This window comes from Synechocystis sp. PCC 7339 (genome assembly GCF_019924095.1).
Lineage (GTDB): Bacteria > Cyanobacteriota > Cyanobacteriia > Cyanobacteriales > Microcystaceae > Synechocystis.
The window spans coordinates 2,556,206-2,576,407 of sequence record NZ_CP063659.1 but is presented as its reverse complement, the minus strand read 5'-3'; the positions used below and the strand labels follow the sequence as shown (position 1 = coordinate 2,576,407).

Here is a 20,202-nt window from a genome sequence, read left to right as displayed (position 1 = left end):
GCCTCACTACAGTTAAAAGTCTGCAAAAGATGCCATTGATAATACCATCAAAAACATCCGGGGCAACTACCGCCCTAGGCCAAGCATTAGTTGTTAATATCCATGGCCTGCTCAAGTTGGGCCGGCGTTAGGCTTTGTACTAGTTGTAAGGGCAGGGGAGCTTGACTCATTCTTTGCACTGCTTCATCCGTCAAATACATTGCCGAATCACTATTTTGCTGGAGATAAAGATCAAAGAAAGCTAATCCTAAACTTTTTAGGTAGGTATAGGCTAAATCCTGGCCAGGGCCAACAATTTTTTCCGGCAGATTGTCAGTGCCTGCAATGAAGGATAAATGGGTTGCATTTTGCACTAAGAGCAGATATTTATCCGTGTCCTCAATCAGGGAAAAGGGAATGATTTGTTCCGGCACTGGTGGAGCAAAAATATCATCACTACCGGCCACAATCAGGGTGGGTACGGCCAGGTTTTTCATGCCATCGGGGCCAAAAATGGGGTTGGTGACGGGGTTAATGGCCAGCACAGCTTTAATCCGTTTATCCTGGAGGTCGGAGAGGGGTGGGGCACTATCTACCCCCTGACATTGCCAGAGTAGGGCGGGGTTGAGGTTGATTTGGTTGGGCTGGTTTAACTTTTCGCATTCTTGGAGCAATGCGGGCCATTCCAAACTGGCTCCTCCACTGGCGATCGCCGTGTAGCCACCGAGGGAGTGGCCCAAAATCCCCACATTGTTAATGTCAAATTTGCCTTGCCAAGCGGGGTCTGTGGCCGCTTTTTGGGCCAGGGTATCCAGCACTAAGGTGACATCCTTGGGTTGTTCTAGCCAGGCGTTGGGATTGGGAAACGCATCTAAGCCCTGGAGGGAATCCTGCATCCGAGCTGCATCACTTTCGGGAAAATCAATGCCGGCGATCGCAAAGCCATAGGAAGCCAAATGATCGGCAATGTAAGTAAAGGCCTGAAAATTAGAATTTAAGCCAGGGGCAATCACCACCAAGGGAGCAGGCTTAGTGTTGCCCTGGGGTAGATAAACAAAAACTTTGACTGGTTGACCGTCGGGACGGGAGATGGTGAGATTACTGGTTTTCCACTGTTGTGTTCCAGGCTCAGCCAAGGCTAAGGGTTTTAGGTTTGGGGGCACGGGGGGAGAGGGACTGTCCTGTTTGCCCAACCAGGTAAAGATGCGATCAGTGGCTTGGTACAAATTATCCGCTTGGTCAATGGTATTTTTAAAGGTATCTAGGTTTAAAACCAAGTCTGAGCCGCCATAGGCATTAATAACATCAATAATTTTAAAACCGTCTGGATTTTGGGCCGCCGTAATAATTGCCCCTTCTAAAAAGGGTTGACTTTCATTGGTTGGGGCGGCAATAATATAGCTCAATTGTTGGGCAATTTCCTTGCCAAAAGTTGTATTAAAAAACCGAAAAGCTTCTATGGAATTGAGCTTAAAAGAATGGTTTAATAAACCACGAAATTTTTCTAGTTCTTCCGGTTTGAGATGTTGGGTATAAAATTTGAAATCCGGGTCGATGGTGCCAGTTTCGGCAAAAGTTGTCAGGCTTTGCACAGAAATATCAAATTGTCCCAGGGGCATAATCGAAAAGGTAATGGTTTCTGCCCCCCTGATTGCCCTTGGTGCAGCTAGGATCAAAAAACTGGAGGTAAGGGCAATTCCTAAAAAGCGTTTGAAGTTAATCATGGCATCAGAAAAATAAATTGTTAATTAATCTGGCAATAAAGTGATAGATCAGTTGGGGAGGATATTTTTTGAGGTTATCCAAAACTGTTTTTTAAAGAAGTTGTTCAAAGCCGGCCACCTCTGCCAAGGTGTATAGGGGCCGCCCTTTTACTTCATCGTAAATTCGACCAATGTATTCCCCTAAAATGCCAATGCAAATTAGCTGAACCGCACCAAAAAACAGATTGGCAATGATTACTGTGGCAAATCCATCTAAAGGGGAATTGGTTTGGAACAGCCGCCAGTATAAAACTAATACCATCATAGCCATGGCCAAAAGAGCGGCTAAAAGTCCTAGGTAGGTGGCCAAACGCAGGGGCACAATAGAAAAGGACACCAGGCTATTGATAGCTAAACGAAGGGATTTGCGAAAAGTATATTTTACTTCCCCTGCATGGCGGGGATCCCGTTCAAATTTAACCCCGGTTTGGGGAAAGCCAACCCAGGCCCTCAATCCCCGAATATAACGATTTCTCTCCGGCATGGCGTTGAGCAAATCCACCACTTGGCGGTCTATTAGGCAAAAGTCTCCTGTGTCGGCCGGAATTTTTACGTCTGCTAACCTTTGCAACAGCCGGTAGAATCCATAGGCGGTTAGTCGCTTAAACCAGCTTTCCTGGCGACGTTTGACCCGTTGGGCATAGACCACGCTGTAGCCTTCTCGCCACCGTTCCACCAATTGGGGCACCAATTCGGGGGGATCTTGCAAATCTGCATCGAGAATAATCACCGCCTGGCCCCGGGCAAAGTTTAACCCCGCCGTCACCGCCACTTGATGACCAAAGTTACGGGCAAAGCTCAGGTAGCAGACCCGTTTATCCTGGCCATGCAAAGCCCGGATTATCTCTAGGGAACGATCGCCACTGCCATCGTCAATCAGTACTATTTCCGTACTGCCCAATTGATCCATGACGGTCTTCAATCGACCATATAACACAGGAATATTATCTTCTTCGTTATAAATTGGCACAATCAAAGAATACATTGGCCCCTGGTGATCGCCATTATCAACCCTGATGTCAGACCGGTCTGATGAATTTGTAACCATGGTGAAAGAGGATTTACCTGTGGGTTTAGCCCCAAAAGTTAGACCAAATCATTGGCCAAACTCCAGACGGGCTTGTTCTACCAAATCCACGGTGACCTCATCTAGGTCGGCCTGCCGGGCCAACTGCTCGATCCGCTTACGGGCCTGCACCCGAGCAAAATAGGGAATATTCTTCAACTTTTGCCGGGCTTCGGGAGTCCAGGGTAAGGATTCTTGCCACTGCATGGATTGATTGCCTCCGGGTTTGCAAGGGGGAGAATTAACTATATTTTCTCATCGAATAAACCGCTCAATCTTTCCACCTCACTCTGGGCAGTATACATGGGGGTACCGGCCAGAATACCGGTGACATTGCGAAATGGTTTGCCAATGTGCATGCCCTTATGGTCGATGGAAAATTCGCGGATATCTTTATCGTGCATAGAACCCCGCATTTTTAGCACTGTAATTCCTCGACGCATTTCGCCATACATTTCCACGTAACGCAAAAGAATAATCGAATCGGTAATGGTGGAAATATGGGCATCGGTAATGGAAGCTCCCCCTAATAAATTGGGGGTAGTGGAAGTGAATAAACCACCAATTTCTTGCTGTTTAATAAAGGAAGTTAAGCCGATGATAAATTCACGAAAACTTTTCAGGGTAGAAACCCGTTCCAGGGCGGAAAGACTGTCTACCGCCACCCGATTAGGCTTAAATTCTTGAATAATATCCTTCATCATGATCAGATGATTTTCCAAATTGGTGGTTTCTGGATAACGACAAACCACTTTTAGTTTGTCTTCCTTTTCCATTTGTTTGAAATCTACCCCCCAGCCAGTGGCGTTGCGAATTAACTGTTCGCGACTTTCTTCAAAGGCAAAGACTAAGCAACGTTCCCCATTAGCCACCCCACCGTCCATAAACTCAGTCACCATCAGGGTTTTACCTGTGCCCGTGGCGCCGGAAACGAGAATAATGGAATCCCGGAAGAAACCACTGCCACACATGCGGTCTAATTCTTCACTGCCGGAGGTGATGCGGATATCAGAAGACTTTTGCTCCAGCTCGATTGCCGACAGGGGAATGATAACAATGCCCTTTTTATTGATGATGGTGAAGGGAAATTCTCCCTTTTGGTGGTCGGTGCCACGGTATTTGAGAATTTCAATGGTGCGACGGCGTTTTTCATCGGCCAGAACGTTACGAACAATGACCACGTTATCGGCCACAAACTCTTCCACCCCATAGCGACTAATTTCACCGTATTCCTCCACCCGTTCTGCGGTCATAATGGCGGTGACTTCCAACTCCCGTAGGGCAGAAGCTAGGCGGAATAGGTCACTCCGTACCTGGGCACTGTCGCTGAGATGGCTAAAAATTGCCCCTAACGAGTCGAGGGAAATGCGGCTGGCTTTATATTTACGGACAGCGTGTTCAATGCGGGCAATCAAGGCCCCCAAGTCGTACTCACCACTGACGATGGGGCGATCGCCTGGTTGGGGGGAAGCATCGACAAAAACCCATTTACCTTCGTTTTCCCATTGCTGAATGTCCCAACCAAAACCCCGCATATTTTTCCGTAGGGCTTTAGGGGGTTCCTCGAAGGTGACAAAAACACCGTTTTCCCCACGGTGTATGCCTTCCACCAAAAATTGGCAAGCAAAAATAGTTTTGGAACTCCCCGCTGTCCCGGCAATTAGGGTGGCGCGGCCAAGGGGGAGACCACCATCGGACAGAAAATCAAAGCCTGGAATACCTGTTTCCAACTTCTCAATGCCATCTGTCTCTTGCTCTAACATCCGTTCACCGCCACCTATTCGTATTCGGAACCAACGGGAATTATACCAGTGTTAACAATGCCACCGATACCACCGCTCTCAGCCAAGGGGCAATGATAGAATTTGCACAAGTTAATGGACAGTGTTTATGATTCCAGCTTGGCTGTGGATTGGGTTGATCGCTTTTGCCCTAGCCTTTGTGTGTAACCGTTTATCCCCCAGGGATTTGCGCTGGTTCAATCGCCTACGTCGCCCCCCTTGGTTAACCTTCGAGTGGGCCATCCCCTTCATCTGGATTGCCATTTTCATTGCTGGAGCCATCTCCGCTACCCTAGCCTGGAATGCAACGGTGGACCCCAGACACCGCTGGGGATTGATGTTGGGTTATCTTTTGCTGGAATTGACCGTCATGGCCTATACCCCCATGATGTGCAAGCTCCGCAGTTTAAGGGTGGGCAGTATTATCGGTGCTACGGGCTTCTTTGTCGGTCTGGCTCTGGCGATCGCCGTTAGCCAAGTTTCCAGCACTGCTTTTGGTTTTTTGGTACCTTTTTTACTTTGGAGTCCCATTGGCACCTATGTTACCTGGGCCATGATTCCCCTCAACCCAGGGGAAATTTAGGAAGTAAGGGGTAAAAAATTGAGGACAGAAAGCTTGGGAAAAAGGGTGGAGTCTAACATCAGCTATGGCCCCTTTCCCCAGGGAAGTTTTTCACAATTTTCATAGAACATTGAGGTGGGCGTTAATCGCTCTCAATACCAAAAATTCCCAGACAAAAAGAGAATGACCTAGATTTTGCTCTTCCACCGCTTGGATTTGGTTTTGGATGGGTTGCAAATTAAAGGGTTGGGCTTTGATCCCGGTGTAAAGACCAATGCCCACAGGTACGTAACGGGAAGCGGTATGAATGCCAGAATTGGCAACGGTTTGTTGTACTTCCGCTGGAGTAGAGCGGTAAACCTGCACCACCACTTCGTCAATAATGCCTTGTTTAACCCAACCGAGCCAATCTTGGTTGTACTCGTTGCGGGAAAATTGGTAGGGATTAGGGGAAAGACTCAGTTGCAGGGCGGGATTTTTCGCTTTGATGTGTTCGTAAACTTTCGCGGTGAGAGCGGTTAAATCACCCTGGCGATCGCCAAATTGCCGGGGCACAGCCCAATGGTCATCTAGTTGGATGCCGGCAAGGGATTGCTCTTGGAGAATGTCATCCATGTGGCCGAGGATGTAAGCTTGCACTCCGGGGTGGGCGGGGTCTAACCAGACCATGGAAATGCCATGATTTTCAATTACCTGCTCACCGTTGGCCATGGTCAATAGCCAATCTGGATTATTTTTAGCAACGGGATCGGATTGGGGCAACATTAAGCCGTATTCAAACCAAGCATAGGGTTTGAGCCCCTGGCGGCGGGATTCCCTGGCCATGGCCGCTATGGGGTTAATCAATGGCAGTTTGGGAATTAGTTCTCCCCGTTGTTTGGTGGCATAAAGTTGGCCCCGCAAACTATAAACACTGAAATAAACCCGGTCATAGCCTGATTTACTGATATGGTGCAGGGTTTCATCCAATAGGGTGGTGTAGGTTAATGCCATGGTGCCTACATCGGTAAGCCAGACCCCCCGCATGTGTTTGGGGGAATTCGCATTACGGGACGGAGCCCGGTGGCAAGCACCCAACAGGAGGATAATGCCCACTAACAGAGCCGGCCACTTGGCAAATTTGAGTAGTTTTTTCATCTAGGCGATCGCCATTGGAGGAGGTGAATTAAGAACGAGAAGGGGAGTGTAAAACCGTGGGTAACTTGCGTAAATCCCCTGTACCTTCCAATTCCTGCACGAATAAATAAAATAGCCGCCGTTCCTTTTCCTGTTCCTCTAGCAATGCCTCCCTGCGGGCATCGTAGGTCAGCTCTGGCATCTCTAGCATTGCCGCCGGTTCCGGGGCCGGGGGAAGCATTTCGGGCGCATCATCGGGTTGAGGGGGGATTTCGGGGACTTCATTGACAATTACGGTCAGATTGTCCACATTGTCCACGCTAACGCTAGGGGGCAAGGGAGGTAAGGATTTGGCTGCCGGGGGAGATTTGGCGATCGCCTCCGTGGGAATTTCCTCCCTAGGTTCAACTTTTTCCTCAATTGGTTCAGGTATTTCAGGGGGAGGGTCAGCAGGGGAGGACAAAAATTCAGGCCACTGGGCAGGATAGTCCAAAACGCCGGTTTTCATTACCTCCTGCTCGTACAAACCCAATAGGGCTAAGGCCTCATCAAAATCAGTTATCTCGACCAAGCTCATCGGCCACCTCCAGGGATTGCTCCGAATTTAATAATTGTTGCTGTTGTTCATCGTGGATAGTGGACAGGGTCATGCGGGCCTGTTGAAAAAAACGGTTTACCTTTTCCCGATGGCTATCGTCGTAGGACTTTTGGGTATCACTGGACAAAGCAAAGCTAACCCCCATCACAATGGAAGCAAAGCTAGTAATAGCAGACAAACCAACTAAAAACCCATTTAAACCCAGTTGTTGCCACTCTCTGCTGGCGAGTTTATCAAGGAAACTTTCCGTAGCCAAGGTAACCAATTCCATTCCGGAGCGCACCTCCACCATGGGATCACCACCCCAGAGGAAAAAGGGATGTTTTTCAATAAAAGTTTTTTGGTACTGGTTTGGTGCCACCTGCTTTAAAAAAGCCACATCATTGCCCAATAATTGGCGATCTAACTTAAATTGTTGGACTTTTCCCTGTAATTGGTCTAGTTTTTGCCGATGGTCAGCCTCCAACCGATTAGCCTTCACACAAAGGGGCAATTTTTCAAAAGGAACATTAATCGCTTCAGATTGGCTGGCAAAGGTGCCATAGAGCCGCACATAGCGGGATTGAAATAACTTTTCGGCGATCGCCGTGTTGCGGGGCATAGCGTCCAGAGCCTGCCGTTCCTGCTCACATTTTTGAATATCTACCGGTGTACTATTTTGTAGAACCTGAAGATTTTCTTCCTTGGCCTGAACAACTTTTTCTAGGGCCTGACCCGCCGCCATTTGGGCCAACTCAGAAGCGTTATTAATCACTTCCACTCCGATGCCCGTTGCCACAGTTTGTAGTGTGTTGATCGCAATTAGGCCCACCAGAGCGGAACTGGCCCACCACCAGCGACCAGGACGCCCCTGGGCCACCGCACTGGATAAAGCATTGCCCGCCAACAGGGTCAGACCCGATAGCAACAAAGTTATTCCCAAAGCCGGTACAAAAGTCAAAGACTTAAAAGCAAAAAAGAATAGGGGCCCATTTCCCACCGCATCAATCCAATTGCTGATGCTCATCATGTTGGCCGTGTTGCGGGCGGAGCGTTCCAAATCATGGGTAACATGGTAGGAACCGTGGAGTGACTCAGAATTAACCAAAAGATGGTCTTTGGCCCAATGTTTAACCACATTCCAACGGGTTTGGGGGGCGGCAACGGTCGAAATATTTGGCTTCTGGGCCTGTTCCCACAGGTCTGGACGGTTGGTCTTTAGCCATTGGATTAAATCCCGCACCTGTTGACGGTCTAAGTCAGAAATCAGGATAGCATTGCTATTGATGGTCATATTTCAGCTTGCAGCAGATTACTAATAAAATCTCGGAGGATTCAAAAGGCGCGGTGATTTCAATGACGATGGAGCAAATATAAAACTGTCACATTTTCCATGTCAGTCCCCTTTTTGCCCTAATTAGTTCGATGTCCACATGGAAAAAAAGGGAAACCCCCTGGCAAAGCTCTCTAGAAATTTAAACTCAACCATGAACCGCCTTGTTGTTTTGTTATATCGCTTTGGTGAAAATTGCCTTTACCAAAGAAACTTGGGTCTAAGAACGTGTTTGAAAAGCCCCCCCGACCCCGCAAATTTACGGGGAAATACAGGCAGAGTCCCCCAGGATTGCCGGAGCTTTAGTGAGGAGATTTAGGGGGAGAAATCAGACTTTACAAACAGGCTCTAAGTCAATTTTCAGTCGATGAAATTAGTGAGACTCTCTTAATTTCTACTCCTAATTAAATCTCGAATAGTCAGCTTCTGTTCAGCAGTATTACCAGAAAAAGTTCTTTCGGCTACTAGCTCAATTTCTACCCCTGTGCCGGATTCTAAATCCTTAGGGGGAATTGGCAGTTGACCAATGTCAATGGTGAATTGATTACCATTAACTGTGACCAATCTATCTTCAATTTCACCTTCATAGCGCAGAGTATAGGTGGAAGGGGGGCGAAACCTAGGATCTTCATTGGTCACCCGATACCTAAGCCTAAACTTAGTAGCCATTAAATTAGATTGATTGGCTTCATCTACCAGAGAAAGCTGTAAATTACTGCCACTACCGGATAAGGTTAAACGTCCTAAACTAGTGGCATCCCCTTCCCACATGGCATTGTAAACCACAAATTCTGTGACATTATTTCTCTGCTGGGTGGTCCCTTCTAGCCAGAGATTACCCGGTAACTCCGGAGCAATTTGATTATCGCCCGTTAGGGTTAAACTAACATTGGTGTTAGCAAAACGCTCAAAGGGTTGGGGCGCATTCCACACCACCAAAAAAGACCTTTCTAGGCGGTCTAATAGGATTAAATATTCGTCGGCAATGACGGAGCCTGGAGCCAATAACTGGGCCGCCCCTGTTCGGGTTTCCCAAATATTTTTAGATAGATTAAAGCCCTGATTTTTTAACACGTCTAAACTCACCGTGGTTCCGGGTCGATCCTCTTCTAAGGGCCGGTCTAGATTCAACACCGTCAACCGCCCAGTTAAACCGTCCTGCCCAGCAATGCCCGATCGCCCATCCCGGCCATTTAGGCCATTAAAACAACGAAATTCTTCCGTGGAACAACGGTAACCACTGTCCCCTGGACGTCCAGAACAATTTTCCACAGTCCAATAGGGCTGGCTACATTGACAGGCCTGCCCCCCAGTTCCCCCCAGACCAGGAGGGCCCCCTTTACCACCGGCGGCCCCAACAAAAATTTGGTTGAGGCTGTTGAGATTGCGGGTGTAAATGGTGATAGAACCGCCGTTGCCACCGTTCCCCCCATTACCTCCATCCCCACCGTCACTGCCATTGGCCATTTGCACATCTTGCCGTTGACTGGTGTCTAAAGCAGGACAATTGGCCGGAGATCCTTCTGCGCCCGGAGTACCTGGGGCCCCATCCCTACCGGCCAGATTAAGGGTCATGGGAGAACCATCACTAAAAACCGTGAGGTTATCAGTGTCGGCACCATCCTGGCCCTCTACGCCCCTAGCTCCCGGTGCACCGACGGAACCGACATTTCTCCGTTGGCTGGCTTGGGCTAGAAGTAGGCATTCTCCATTGGTTAAAGGGGTGGCGGTCAGGCTAGTGGCAACTAGATTAAGGGGAATAGCCAGGGCCAAAATGGAGGCAAAACGCAAATTAATTCTCCTTGCAATGCAAAAACCCATGGGAAATTGTGGCACAGGTTTAAACGGAAACCAAACTAATTCCCTTGACTGGGGGAAGTTGGGAGTTGGTTCCGCCCTAAACCATCTGAGGTTTGGCAATCTGGGGTTACCCCGGGACCAAAACCCCCAATAAGACCAATAACAATCCCCCTGTCCAAGCGAGGAAAAGGGGATAGCCAATTAACATTTGGTCTTCCTCATTGGTGATGGTGGCAAACTGCAACTGGGGGGATAAACCCCGCACCACCATACCGCTGACTTTCACTGCTCCCAAGGCGATCGCCTCTAATCGGGCCTGAGGAGAACGAAAGGGGGGTAATAGTCTGGTCCAAAAGGGATAACGCACAGGAATTACCCCGGTGCGGTCGTGAAAATATAATTTGGGTGCCCTCCAAACACTGGCTTGCACCAAGCGGAGTTTGCCCTGCCAATTAACCTGAGTGCCCCAGATAGGACTCAAATTAGCGTCGCTAAGCACGCTCAATACAGTGGGGGCCGCTACTTTTCTAGGCCCCAAACTTTGCCAAGCGGTACGGAGCAGAATCCCCGCTCCTAGTCCCACCAGTATGGCTTGACGGAAAGATAGGTCAAAAACACTATCTTCCTGCTGAATCCACCAGCCTAAGCCCAGGGCAAACCAGAGGGGCAACAGCCAAATAAATACCTCAAGGTAAAAGAATAAAGTTCTTTTTTTTGCTTCTTCGAGGGAGATTTGCCGACGGCTGATTACAAGGTTATATTCCGTGTCCAGGTCTAACTGTTCGGCATAATGGCTCAACACCTGGAGCCGCTTGCCCAAAAGGGGATGGGAGCTACACCAAGTAATGATGCCCCGCCAAGGACTGCCCCAGTCCCAGAGGAGTAAATTACCTACCATCTTCGGATCAAATCTTTCCCCCCGCTCACAGGCTGCCGCTGTGTAAACATCATAGTTGGCAAAGTTGCGCATTCCCTCTAGAAACAAAGCTTGTTTCTCCGCCTGTCTCTCCTGCTTTACCAAAGCCCTGGTCATTTTCACCAGGGCCCGGATCAAGGCATTGGGATTACCGGTGTAGTTGACGGAAAAATGGTCAGCGTAATATTCCCTTGTGCGGGCGAAGTAACGATTAGCGCTCTGGTTAATGCGAAACAGGACTAAGCAAATCCAGACCAACGGGGTGATCAATATCTTGGCGATCGCCGACCAGGAACTCCGAAGCATTTGTAGCTCACAATATAACCAATAGAATATTTGTCCCCAGCCACTCATACAGGTCAATAAGACACAATCCTGACGGACAATGTGGGCCAGCTCATGGCCCAGGAGGGTGGCAATTTCTTCGGCGCTTAGATAGCGAAAAATCCCCTGACTGAGCACAATACGACTATTTTGTTGTCGCACACCATAGGCAAACATAACCGGACGATTATCGGGAATAATCCCCAACTTCGGAATGGGAAAAGTCTTGGCTCGGGCCACCCGCAACATTAGTTCCCCGGCTTCGGGGCTATATTTTTGCACTGCGCCGAGGTTGACCCATTCAGTGCCATAAATGCGCCGGTTGATTAGGTCAATCATGGGGACGCTGTAAAACAAAGCGAGGAAATTAACCACAATCCCCAGCCCCAGACTGATGGCCAGCAATTTTTGCCACTGTCCCTGGGCTAACCACCATGCCAGCGGTGTAAACAGTACAGAAGTGGTTAAGAGGGGAATCAACAGGCCCACACCAAAAATAAAAGGCAAACTGTCCGCCACCCTAGGCAGGGCCACCTTAACACGATTATTTTCCGCCCGACCGGCTTTCAAATCAGTGGACAACACATCATCCTGTTCCCCTGCTCCCTCATCAGCATTTTCCTGTTTCAAGAGCATGAGCATCATTGTCTTGGCCCAATTTTCTACCTCTGGGTTGGGATTCCGGGTCAAGTATTCACATAGTTCCCGAGACTGATCAAATCTTCCCAATGCTCGGTAGGCCCGCACCAAAGCCATCTGAGCTTTGAGAAATTCGGGGGATTCCTGATTGGGTACCCGGCGACAGACCATTTCTAAAGCTTTAATCGCCGACTGATATTCTTGATTTTGGAGGGCCTTAAGTCCCTTTTGCAGGGTCACAGCAATTTCATGGGCATTCATGGAAGCAAAAGCGGGGAAACGAGAACAGAGGAGCCGGAACCAGTATGGAGGCAAAAATTCCATTCTCCCACCCCCAATATGAGCTATGGAAGAGCGTTTTGCTTAATTTTCCTTGCCATTATCTGTGCGATTTGCGGTGGGGATATCCCGTTAGTCCAGTTCCCCGCCGATAGTTTTTATTGCCCAGGTTGTCCCATTATTGGCACAGACAGAGAGTCTAGCCGTTGATGGGGAGATTTCCCGGCCATGGTTTTGATAAAGTGTGGAGGCAAATATTTTCCGGGAAAGCTCAGTGGATTCCGAGATTAATCATAGTGGTGGTTTGAGTGCCTCCCGTCCGAGGGAAACTTCACTCAATTTAGCTCTCTACCGGGGTTTAAAGTGGGGAGTGGTGCGGCCATTGCTCCATGGATTGTTCCAGGCTCGGGTGTATGGCCAGGAATTGGTGCCAACCCAGGGCCCAGCTTTAGTGGTGAGCAACCATGCTAGTTACTTTGACCCACCATTTTTGTCCTGTGCCATGGCCCGACCGGTGGCTTTTATGGCCAAGGAAGAATTATTTAATGTGCCCCTGCTGGGCCCAGCCATTCGCCTCTATGGAGCTTATCCGGTGAAACGGGGCAGTGGCGATCGAGGGGCGTTGCGGGCCGCCTTGACAGCCCTGGGGGATGGTTGGTTAGTGGGGGTATTTCTGGAGGGAACCAGAACAGAGGATGGTCGCATTCACCAACCGAAATTGGGGGCCGCCATGATTGCGGGCAAGGCCCAAGTACCCATTATTCCAGTTAGCTTGGGGGGGGTAGAACAAATTTTCCAGTCTGGTTCCCCCTGGCCCCATCCTGTCCCCTTAACCATTCGCATCGGGAAGGCGATCGCCCCGCCGGTAAAGAATAAGAAACCGGAATTGGAAGCTGTGACTAAAGCTTGCCAAGCACAAATTCACCAAATGCTGGATTTAGGGAGGAATTAGTAACGGTATCCAGAGGGGGATTTTCTGTGGAAAACTATTGCCAAAAATGTGGAAAAAGTTACTTTTATGGGGAAATAGACTACCAAATTAAGCTTGTAGATCTGCCAACTGTTCTGGCGCAATGGAGCCCTGTTCCGTAATGATAGCGGTGATTAAAGTGGCGGGGGTGACATCAAAAGCGGGGTTATAAAATTCCGCTCCCTCTGGGGTAATGCGGGTCGATCCTGGTTGGTAAATTTCCACCGGGTCCCGTTCTTCGATGGGAATTTGACTGCCATCATCCAAGGCAAAATCCACAGTGGATAATGGGGCGGCAACGAAAAAAGGAATGGCATGCATTTTGGCCAACACGGCTAAACCATAGGTGCCAATTTTATTAGCCGTGTCACCATTTCTGGCAATGCGATCAGCTCCTACCACTACGGCGTCAATGCGTTGTTGTTGCATGCAATGGGCGGCCATATTATCGGTGATGAGGGTGACGGGGATGCCCGCTTGCACACATTCCCACACTGTTAACTTCGCTCCCTGCAATCTAGGTCTAGTTTCATCGGCATAGACCCTGGCTAATCGACCCGCAGACCAGGCGGCCCTGATAACACCGATCGCCGTACCGTAACCAGCGGTGGCCAAAGCGCCAGCATTGCAATGGGTGAGAATGGTTAACTGCTGGGGTTCCCTTGGTAGCACCTCGAGTCCTGCCGCCCCGATCGCCTGACAAGTACGGAGGTCATCGAGTTGAATTTGCTGAGCCCGGGAGAGGAGATCGGCCTTGACCTGCTCCACATTTTCGCCACTGTGGTAAGCCACATTCAACATTTGATCAATGGCCCAGAATAAATTTACCGCTGTGGGCCGGGTTTGGCGTAACTGGTCCGCCACAAATTCCAACTGCGCCACAAATTCCCTTAATTCCGTCGTCTGAATTCTCCTAGCGCCCAAATACATACCATATGCCGCCGCTACCCCAATGGCCGGTGCCCCCCGCACTACCATAGATTTGATGGCATGGCCCATGGCCTCATAATCGGCGATCGCCACTTCCTTGTATTCCAAAGGTAAACAGGTCTGGTCAATCAAAATTACTTGATCATCTCGCCACTGTACTGGATAAACATCGGCAAAATTAGTAGATTGGGTCATGTTGAAAGTAACTTCTTAGCAGAGCGATAAATAGAAAATTGTTTCCCTTGCCAATCTTAGCTTCTCATCTTGCTCAACCATGGACATCTTTAATAATTGGCAAATTGTTGCCAAGGGTTGGTATATTATTTGTCCTAGTCAGACATTGGGGCGGGGCCAAGCTAAATCCATAACCCTTTGTGGGCAAAAAATTGTCGTATTTCGGGGCGAAGACGGAAAGACAAGGGCTTTACACGCTTACTGTCCCCATCTTGGCACAGACCTAGGTTTAGGACGGGTTGAAGGCAACTGGATTCGCTGTAACTTTCATCGTTGGGCTTTTGATGAAACGGGCAAATGTCGTCATATTCCCTGCCAGCCAACAATTCCCTCCAAAGCAAAGTTAGCATCCTATGCCACCGCCGAAAAATATGGTTTTATTTGGGTTTTTCCAGAAGAAATTGCCCCCAATGATTTACCAGAATTTGACGAACTCCAGGGCAAAAAATTGATCACCCAAGCAGATAAAGCCTTTGAAAGAAAGTGTCACCACCATATTTGCATGATGAATGGCATTGATGCCCAACATCTGAAGACAGTCCATCATCTTGATATCAAAATGGATTTATCCTTGCGGCAAAATGAATCAGGAACCCAGATTGATTTCACTATGAAAGGTGATGTGCCAAATACCACCTTAAGGGAGAGCTTAATGCACTATTTTTTGGGAGAAAACTATGAATATTCCATGCGTTATGACAATGGTTGCATCGGTTTGTTGACCATTATGAAAAATGTTCGTTTTTTTCCTCCTCTACACATGATCTATGCTTACACGCCTCTGCCCAGTTTACAGGCTGATGGTGTCAATTCCGAGTTGAGTAAAATCAAAATTCAACCCATTTACGTCACTGCAAAACGTCCCGGCATTATGGGTTATTTGGTCAGTCACTTTCTCTTACTCTGTACAAAATTAGCTTACTATTTTCTGCGCCATGAAGACGGTTTGATTTATGACAACATTCACTTTAAGCCAAATATTTTATTGAGTGTTGATAAACCATTAGCCCACTATATTAGTTATGTGAACAATCTAGAGCCTTCAGCTTGGTCAAGGCAAAGAAAAACTGGATAGCTTGCCATTTTAATAAAATTTTCCCTTTTAATTTAACTATATTTAAAACAATATTTAAATTTTGATTGAAGTGCTCCCACCATTTGTTGGGCAGAAAATCATGGAGCAGCATTTCCCACTGACATCTTTTGCATTTCCCCTAGAAGATGGCATTAATAATTTTCTGCACGGGCGTCTCTTGAGGACAACCGAAACTATGGGGTATTGGCAGAATTGGCCTAATTAGGGAAAATTCCCTGAACCCCAACAAACAAGAACGAATATAAAACCTTATGGAGCTAAGCGGGCTCGAACCGCTGACCCCTTGCATGCCATGCAAGTGCTCTACCAACTGAGCTATAGCCCCGAGTCACAGTATTCCATTGTGCTGAAAGTGGTGCCCATTGTCAAGCTTTTTGCCAAGATTATTATTGCGCCCCTCTCCCCAGTCAGGGTCAACGGCGATCGCCAGAGCCATTTTTGCCCTCCCGATTGGGACTGGTCACCATAGATAATCCAGATGCCCAAACCATGTAAAATACAGGGTGATTGTTAAGTTTTTTTAACAGAAAAAGCAAAAGGAGGTTGCCATGGAACGCACATTTATCATGATCAAGCCCGACGGGGTACAACGGCAATTAATTGGGGAAATTGTCGGCCGTTTCGAGAAAAAAGGCTTCAAATTAGTCGCCATGAAGGTGATGACTGTTTCCCAGGAGTTAGCAGAAAAACATTACGAAGCTCTCAACGATAAACCATTCTTTTCTGGTTTAGTGAAATTTATTTGTTCTTCCCCTGTGGTGGCCATGGTGTGGGAAGGTGACTCTGTGGTTTCCACTTCCCGGCAAATGATTGGCGCTACGGATCCCCACGCCGCCGCCCCTGGCACTATCCGGGGAGATTACGGAGTCTCTGTGGGCCGCAACATTATCCATGGTTCCGATGCCATTGAAACTGCTCAACGGGAAATTGCCCTCTGGTTCAAGGAAGAAGAAGTGAATGAATGGCATGCCACCCTTAACCCTTGGCTGTATGAGTAGATTATTCCCGTAGCTTTTTGCTTAACTGCCATGGCGATGGAAGTGCAACTGTTGTGGGCCAAAATTCCCTTCGTTGGTCGCTGGGCTGTCCATTATTGGTATGTGGTCGGCGATCGCCATGGTCAAAGTTTGGAAAATTTACAAAGATGGGAAGTGTGGCAACGGCGAGAGTTGAAGTCCCCAAGTTGGGGTCATCTCCACCAAAATTTGTTGACTCCCTATGGTGGGGTGGGTAACGGCCCCAGTTTTTTGACCCAGCACTGGTCTGGTGCCCTTGGCGATCGCCTGGGGGAAATTATTCTTAATAGCCCCCAACTCTATCCCCACTGTTACAACTATCGTTACTGGCCTGGCCCCAATAGCAACACCTATGCCCAATGGGTGCTAGAAAGAGCGGAAATTAATTTTGATCTAGGCTGGCGGGGGGTAGGCCGGGGCTATGGCCAATCTATCTTTTCTCGGTTTTCCCATGGACATCGCCAGTTGGAACGTTAACTCTATTCGCAGTCGCCAACAACATATCCTTGATTGGTTGGGCACAAACACCGTTGATGTGCTTTGCTTGCAGGAAACTAAGGTGGTGGATGAAGATTTTCCCCGGCAACCGTTTGAAGCGGCGGGCTATCATTGCTCCATCTCTGGGCAGAAGTCCTATAATGGCGTGGCCATTTTCAGCCGTGAACCGTTGCAGGATGTGAAAATTGGCTTTGCTCCCCTAGTGGGGTCAGAAGGGACGGGGGATTTAGATGAACAAAAACGGGTCATCAGCGGCATTTACCGCAATATTGCCATTGTCAATCTCTATGTACCCAATGGTTCTGCCCCGGACAGTGAAAAATATTCGTATAAACTGCGTTGGTTAGAAGCGCTGAAAACCTATCTCCATAACCTGAGCAAGAGCGATACACCGGAATTTTTAGTCTGTGGGGATTTCAACATTGCCCTAGAGGATCGAGACATTCACGATCCTAAAGGACGAGAAAATCACATCATGTCCACCCCTGTTGAACGACAGGCCTTAAAAGATGTGTTGGCGATCGCCGATTTGCAGGATGCTTTTCGCAAATTTACCGAGGAAACGGGCCATTACAGTTGGTGGGATTATCGCACCAGGGGGTTTACTCGCAACCGGGGTTGGCGCATTGACCACCATTACCTAACCCCACAACTTTACGCCCAAGCCCAACGGTGTTGGATTGACCAGGAACCCAGGGGCTGGGAAAAGCCCAGTGACCATGCCCCAGTGGTGGTGACCATCAAGGATTAACTTAACTAGCTGGAAGATGAAGAGCCTTTCGCTTTACGGGAGGCCACGGGGGGACTATTTTCATTGATATACCAACTTAAAACTCCCCCGGCGATCGCCGCCGCTGCTAAAAATAACAACACCGGGGTCAGACCAAATAAACTTTCTGCCACCCCCGCCAGGGCTAGGGGTAAGGATAGGGCGATATTATTGGCATTATTTTCCAAGCCAAATACTTTGCCGTGAAATTCCGGATCCGTTTCCACCTGCATCAACGTTTGCATCGGTACCCCCACCATGGCAGCGAAAAAACCCATGATGGTGATAGTGACAAAAGTCAGCACTAAACTATGGTCAAACAAGGCCAATCCTGCTAGACAGACCCCCATGCCCAGGGACCCCCAAAGGGCTAATTCCGTGGGAGAAAACCGTTGGCCTATGTAGCCAATGCTCAAAGCTCCGATCGCCATGCCTAAACCGCCAAAGGCCAGCAAAAAGCCGAATTGGGAAGCCTTCAAACCCGGCAGATGGGCCGCCATACTTACAGCCAATACAGACAGGGCGGCAAAAATAGAAAATAAAATTAACAACTGAATCAGGGCGTTGCGTACCCGATGATTTTCCTGGAGATAACGGATGCCATCTTGAATATCACTCAGTACATGGGGGTGAACCAAATCTGGATCGGCCTGCTTTTCCCCGGTTTTCAGCATTAGCAACACAATGCCTGCCACCAAGTAACAACCCGCCACCACCAGCACCGGCCCCACATCTCCAGCCTGGGGAAAAAGACTATCCGCTAAGGTAAGCAGGGGTTCCCCAATGGCAAAACCAATGATCAGCACCCCCATCATGGTCAGGGTCGTGAGGGAATTAGCCGCCAATAGATTCCGCCGTCGTACTACCAAGGGGGTGGCCGATTGCTCCGCTGGGGCAAAAAACTGGGTGAGGGTGGACACGGCAAAGGTAATTGCCAACAAAATTGCAAAACCCAAGGGCAGAGCAAAATATTGATGTTCCTCCGTTTGCCAACGCCGCAGAAAACTAGGTAGCCATCCCACCGGCAGGTTAATATTCTGGCGATCGCCGACCCAGAGGAGAAAAGGCAACAGCAAAATTAAAAGACCCCGGCAAAAATTGCTAATCACCAACACCTGTTTTTTTTGCCAACGGTCAACGTAAACCCCGGCCAGGGAACCAAATAGCACCGCTGGAATGGTATTGGCGATCATAATGGCCGACACCCAACCGCTGATGGACTGATTTTCCGCCTGATAATGGTTGGCGATCAGGGCAATCATCAAAACTAGATAAAACTTATCGGCCAACTGGGAAAAAATTTGGCCAACCCAGAGAAACAAAAAGCGGGAATTTCTTAAAACCGGGCCAAAGCCTTGATTTGCACTTAGCAACTTGGATTCCATGCACAGGGGTGGGAGAAAAATACTCAATCAACTCGTTGGCCGCAAGATTATCGGCAAGCTCCAACGGCTGGTCATTCCATTCTCCCAAACGGTGAACGTAATTGCGCCGCTTCCCCAGGACACTAATCGGCAAAAATATATTTCCTCAGATCTTCTGGGTTGGGTTCGGGGCTAGACTCCGCAAAGGTTAACGCATCATCAATCACCCCTTGAATTCGTTTTTGAATTTCCTTCAACTCTTCATTGCTGGCCAACTCATGTTCCGTCATAAAGGCGGCAAACTTTTTAATGGGGTCCCGGGCGGCCCAAAATTGTTTTTCTTCCGCCGACCGTAGTTCATCGGGATCCGCTAAGGAGTGTCCCCGGAAACGATAGGTCAATGCTTCGATTAACGTCGGCCCTTCCCCGGCCCTAGCCCTAGCCACCGCTTCCGTTGCGACTTTATGGACTGCCACCACATCCATGCCATCCACTTCCACCCCAGCCATATTGAACACACTGGCTTTTTTGTAAATTTCCGGTTGGGAGGTAGCCCGCTCATGGGCCATGCCGATCGCCCATTTATTGTTTTCCACCACAAACAGAATGGGTAATTTCCACAGGGCGGCCATGTTCAGGCACTCAAAAAATTGACCGTTATTGCTGGTGCCATCCCCAAAGAAACAGGCCGTAACTTGGTTGTAGCTGTCATCTTTTAAAACTTCCCGGCGGTACTTGGTTTGAAACGCCGCCCCCAGGGCCACGGGAATCCCTTCCCCAATAAACGCAAATCCCCCCAACAGATTATGGGCCGAGGAAAATAGGTGCATGGACCCCCCCCTTCCCCGACTGCAACCGGTTTCCTTGCCGAACAGTTCCGCCATTACTTCCTTGGCGGGCACCCCTGCACTGAGGGCATGGACGTGGTCTCGGTAGGTACTGCAAACATAGTCTTCATCCTGGCGCATGGCCTTGATGACACCGGAGGACACCGCTTCCTGGCCGTTGTAGAGGTGGACAAAACCAAACATTTTGCCCCGGTAATACATCTCAGCGCATTTATCCTCGAAGAAGCGACCCAGGATCATATCTTCGTAGAGGACTAGGGCCGTTTCTCGGTCTAGGGAAATTTCTGTGGTGTTCAATTCAGGCAAAATGCGTTCTGAGACCATAGTACAATTTGCAGTAGG

General features: G+C 48.8%; 19 protein-coding genes and 1 tRNA gene. 7 read left to right on the top strand and 13 right to left on the bottom strand.

All coding sequences use genetic code 11. From position 1 onward, the window contains the following. Positions 1-86: 86 nt before the first annotated feature. From IQE94_RS12240 to kaiC, 4 genes are all read right to left on the bottom strand, one after another. The gene (locus IQE94_RS12240) at positions 87-1,703 is read right to left on the bottom strand and encodes an alpha/beta hydrolase (RefSeq protein ID WP_212718769.1); all 1,617 of its coding nucleotides are present in this window, start codon (positions 1,701-1,703) and stop codon (positions 87-89) included. A 91-nt stretch (positions 1,704-1,794) separates the two neighbouring features. After that, a complete protein-coding gene (locus IQE94_RS12235; RefSeq protein ID WP_223342041.1) occupies positions 1,795-2,790 on the bottom strand; it encodes a glycosyltransferase family 2 protein in 996 nt (331 codons plus the stop codon). A gap of 48 nt (positions 2,791-2,838) precedes the next feature. Further along, positions 2,839-3,015: a PCP reductase family protein gene (locus IQE94_RS12230; protein ID WP_223342040.1), complete on the bottom strand. Its 177-nt coding sequence runs from the start codon at positions 3,013-3,015 to the stop codon at positions 2,839-2,841. 38 nt (positions 3,016-3,053) lie between these two features. After that, complete coding sequence (gene kaiC / locus IQE94_RS12225) at positions 3,054-4,571, bottom strand: circadian clock protein KaiC (RefSeq protein WP_212718762.1); 1,518 nt, start codon at positions 4,569-4,571, stop codon at positions 3,054-3,056. Between the two features lie 121 nt (positions 4,572-4,692). Here kaiC and IQE94_RS12220 point away from each other — a divergent pair, with 121 nt between their 5' ends. Then, positions 4,693-5,172 (top strand): TspO/MBR family protein, encoded by a 480-nt coding sequence (locus IQE94_RS12220; RefSeq protein WP_212718756.1) that lies wholly within the window; start codon positions 4,693-4,695, stop codon positions 5,170-5,172. A gap of 99 nt (positions 5,173-5,271) precedes the next feature. Here IQE94_RS12220 and IQE94_RS12215 read toward each other — a convergent pair whose 3' ends face one another. From IQE94_RS12215 to IQE94_RS12195, 5 genes are all read right to left on the bottom strand, one after another. Next, complete coding sequence (locus tag IQE94_RS12215) at positions 5,272-6,288, bottom strand: glycoside hydrolase family 10 protein (RefSeq protein WP_212718749.1); 1,017 nt, start codon at positions 6,286-6,288, stop codon at positions 5,272-5,274. A gap of 28 nt (positions 6,289-6,316) precedes the next feature. Further along, positions 6,317-6,844 carry a hypothetical protein gene (locus tag IQE94_RS12210; protein WP_223342039.1) on the bottom strand — a complete coding sequence of 176 codons (528 nt, stop codon included), beginning with the start codon at positions 6,842-6,844 and terminating at the stop codon, positions 6,317-6,319. After that, positions 6,822-8,138: a hypothetical protein gene (locus IQE94_RS12205; RefSeq protein WP_223342038.1), complete on the bottom strand. Its 1,317-nt coding sequence runs from the start codon at positions 8,136-8,138 to the stop codon at positions 6,822-6,824. The genes IQE94_RS12210 and IQE94_RS12205 overlap by 23 nt, the downstream gene beginning before the upstream one ends. A gap of 426 nt (positions 8,139-8,564) precedes the next feature. Continuing rightward, complete coding sequence (locus tag IQE94_RS12200; protein WP_223342037.1) at positions 8,565-10,013, bottom strand: collagen-like protein; 1,449 nt, start codon at positions 10,011-10,013, stop codon at positions 8,565-8,567. A gap of 91 nt (positions 10,014-10,104) precedes the next feature. After that, positions 10,105-12,117, bottom strand: a complete 2,013-nt coding sequence (locus IQE94_RS12195) for a M48 family metallopeptidase (RefSeq protein ID WP_223342036.1) — start codon at positions 12,115-12,117, stop codon at positions 10,105-10,107. Positions 12,118-12,409: 292 nt separating this feature from the next. Here IQE94_RS12195 and IQE94_RS12190 point away from each other — a divergent pair, with 292 nt between their 5' ends. Further along, positions 12,410-13,087 carry a 1-acyl-sn-glycerol-3-phosphate acyltransferase gene (locus IQE94_RS12190; protein ID WP_212718741.1) on the top strand — a complete coding sequence of 226 codons (678 nt, stop codon included), beginning with the start codon at positions 12,410-12,412 and terminating at the stop codon, positions 13,085-13,087. A gap of 87 nt (positions 13,088-13,174) precedes the next feature. Here the strand turns inward: IQE94_RS12190 and mtnA are convergent, their stop codons facing one another. Then, a complete protein-coding gene (gene mtnA, locus IQE94_RS12185) occupies positions 13,175-14,230 on the bottom strand; it encodes an S-methyl-5-thioribose-1-phosphate isomerase (protein ID WP_223342035.1) in 1,056 nt (351 codons plus the stop codon). A gap of 79 nt (positions 14,231-14,309) precedes the next feature. On the opposite strand from mtnA, the gene IQE94_RS12180 reads away from it, so the two are divergent. Then, positions 14,310-15,344, top strand: a complete 1,035-nt coding sequence (locus tag IQE94_RS12180; protein WP_223342034.1) for an aromatic ring-hydroxylating dioxygenase subunit alpha — start codon at positions 14,310-14,312, stop codon at positions 15,342-15,344. Between the two features lie 273 nt (positions 15,345-15,617). Here the strand turns inward: IQE94_RS12180 and IQE94_RS12175 are convergent. Beyond that, a tRNA-Ala gene (locus IQE94_RS12175) sits at positions 15,618-15,690 on the bottom strand. Between IQE94_RS12175 and IQE94_RS12170 the strand changes: the two genes are divergently transcribed. The 4 genes from IQE94_RS12170 to xth all read left to right on the top strand — a co-directional run bounded on the left by IQE94_RS12170 (position 15,658) and on the right by xth (position 17,630). Then, on the top strand, positions 15,658-15,834 hold the full coding sequence (locus IQE94_RS12170; protein WP_212718738.1) for a hypothetical protein: 177 nt from the start codon (positions 15,658-15,660) through the stop codon (positions 15,832-15,834). The two genes, IQE94_RS12175 and IQE94_RS12170, sit on opposite strands and share 33 nt — an antisense overlap. 79 nt (positions 15,835-15,913) lie before the next feature. Further along, entirely contained in the window at positions 15,914-16,363 is a 450-nt protein-coding gene (gene ndk / locus IQE94_RS12165; protein ID WP_212718730.1) for a nucleoside-diphosphate kinase, read from the top strand. A 30-nt stretch (positions 16,364-16,393) separates the two neighbouring features. Beyond that, on the top strand, positions 16,394-16,858 hold the full coding sequence (locus IQE94_RS12160; RefSeq protein ID WP_223342033.1) for a DUF3750 domain-containing protein: 465 nt from the start codon (positions 16,394-16,396) through the stop codon (positions 16,856-16,858). After that, the gene (gene xth, locus IQE94_RS12155) at positions 16,833-17,630 is read left to right on the top strand and encodes an exodeoxyribonuclease III (protein ID WP_223342032.1); all 798 of its coding nucleotides are present in this window, start codon (positions 16,833-16,835) and stop codon (positions 17,628-17,630) included. The genes IQE94_RS12160 and xth overlap by 26 nt, the downstream gene beginning before the upstream one ends. A gap of 5 nt (positions 17,631-17,635) precedes the next feature. Here the strand turns inward: xth and IQE94_RS12150 are convergent, their stop codons facing one another. Both IQE94_RS12150 and pdhA read right to left on the bottom strand, forming a co-directional pair. Further along, complete coding sequence (locus IQE94_RS12150; protein ID WP_223342031.1) at positions 17,636-19,033, bottom strand: MFS transporter; 1,398 nt, start codon at positions 19,031-19,033, stop codon at positions 17,636-17,638. Positions 19,034-19,155: 122 nt separating this feature from the next. After that, a complete protein-coding gene (gene pdhA / locus IQE94_RS12145; RefSeq protein WP_212718709.1) occupies positions 19,156-20,184 on the bottom strand; it encodes a pyruvate dehydrogenase (acetyl-transferring) E1 component subunit alpha in 1,029 nt (342 codons plus the stop codon). Positions 20,185-20,202 lie beyond the last annotated feature (18 nt).

Bases quoted from the DNA above. Each gene is read 5' to 3' on its own strand.
- IQE94_RS12240 (WP_212718769.1), bottom strand. From the start codon at position 1,703: ATGATTAACTTCAAACGCTTTTTAGGAATTGCCCTTACCTCCAGTTTT.
- IQE94_RS12235 (WP_223342041.1), bottom strand. From the start codon at position 2,790: ATGGTTACAAATTCATCAGACCGGTCTGACATCAGGGTTGATAATGGC.
- IQE94_RS12230 (WP_223342040.1), bottom strand. From the start codon at position 3,015: ATGCAGTGGCAAGAATCCTTACCCTGGACTCCCGAAGCCCGGCAAAAG.
- kaiC (WP_212718762.1), bottom strand. From the start codon at position 4,571: ATGTTAGAGCAAGAGACAGATGGCATTGAGAAGTTGGAAACAGGTATT.
- IQE94_RS12215 (WP_212718749.1), bottom strand. From the start codon at position 6,288: ATGAAAAAACTACTCAAATTTGCCAAGTGGCCGGCTCTGTTAGTGGGC.
- IQE94_RS12210 (WP_223342039.1), bottom strand. From the start codon at position 6,844: ATGAGCTTGGTCGAGATAACTGATTTTGATGAGGCCTTAGCCCTATTG.
- IQE94_RS12205 (WP_223342038.1), bottom strand. From the start codon at position 8,138: ATGACCATCAATAGCAATGCTATCCTGATTTCTGACTTAGACCGTCAA.
- IQE94_RS12195 (WP_223342036.1), bottom strand. From the start codon at position 12,117: ATGAATGCCCATGAAATTGCTGTGACCCTGCAAAAGGGACTTAAGGCC.
- mtnA (WP_223342035.1), bottom strand. From the start codon at position 14,230: ATGACCCAATCTACTAATTTTGCCGATGTTTATCCAGTACAGTGGCGA.
- IQE94_RS12180 (WP_223342034.1), top strand. From the start codon at position 14,310: ATGGACATCTTTAATAATTGGCAAATTGTTGCCAAGGGTTGGTATATT.
- IQE94_RS12170 (WP_212718738.1), top strand. From the start codon at position 15,658: ATGCAAGTGCTCTACCAACTGAGCTATAGCCCCGAGTCACAGTATTCC.
- ndk (WP_212718730.1), top strand. From the start codon at position 15,914: ATGGAACGCACATTTATCATGATCAAGCCCGACGGGGTACAACGGCAA.
- IQE94_RS12160 (WP_223342033.1), top strand. From the start codon at position 16,394: ATGGCGATGGAAGTGCAACTGTTGTGGGCCAAAATTCCCTTCGTTGGT.
- xth (WP_223342032.1), top strand. From the start codon at position 16,833: ATGGACATCGCCAGTTGGAACGTTAACTCTATTCGCAGTCGCCAACAA.
- IQE94_RS12150 (WP_223342031.1), bottom strand. From the start codon at position 19,033: ATGGAATCCAAGTTGCTAAGTGCAAATCAAGGCTTTGGCCCGGTTTTA.
- pdhA (WP_212718709.1), bottom strand. From the start codon at position 20,184: ATGGTCTCAGAACGCATTTTGCCTGAATTGAACACCACAGAAATTTCC.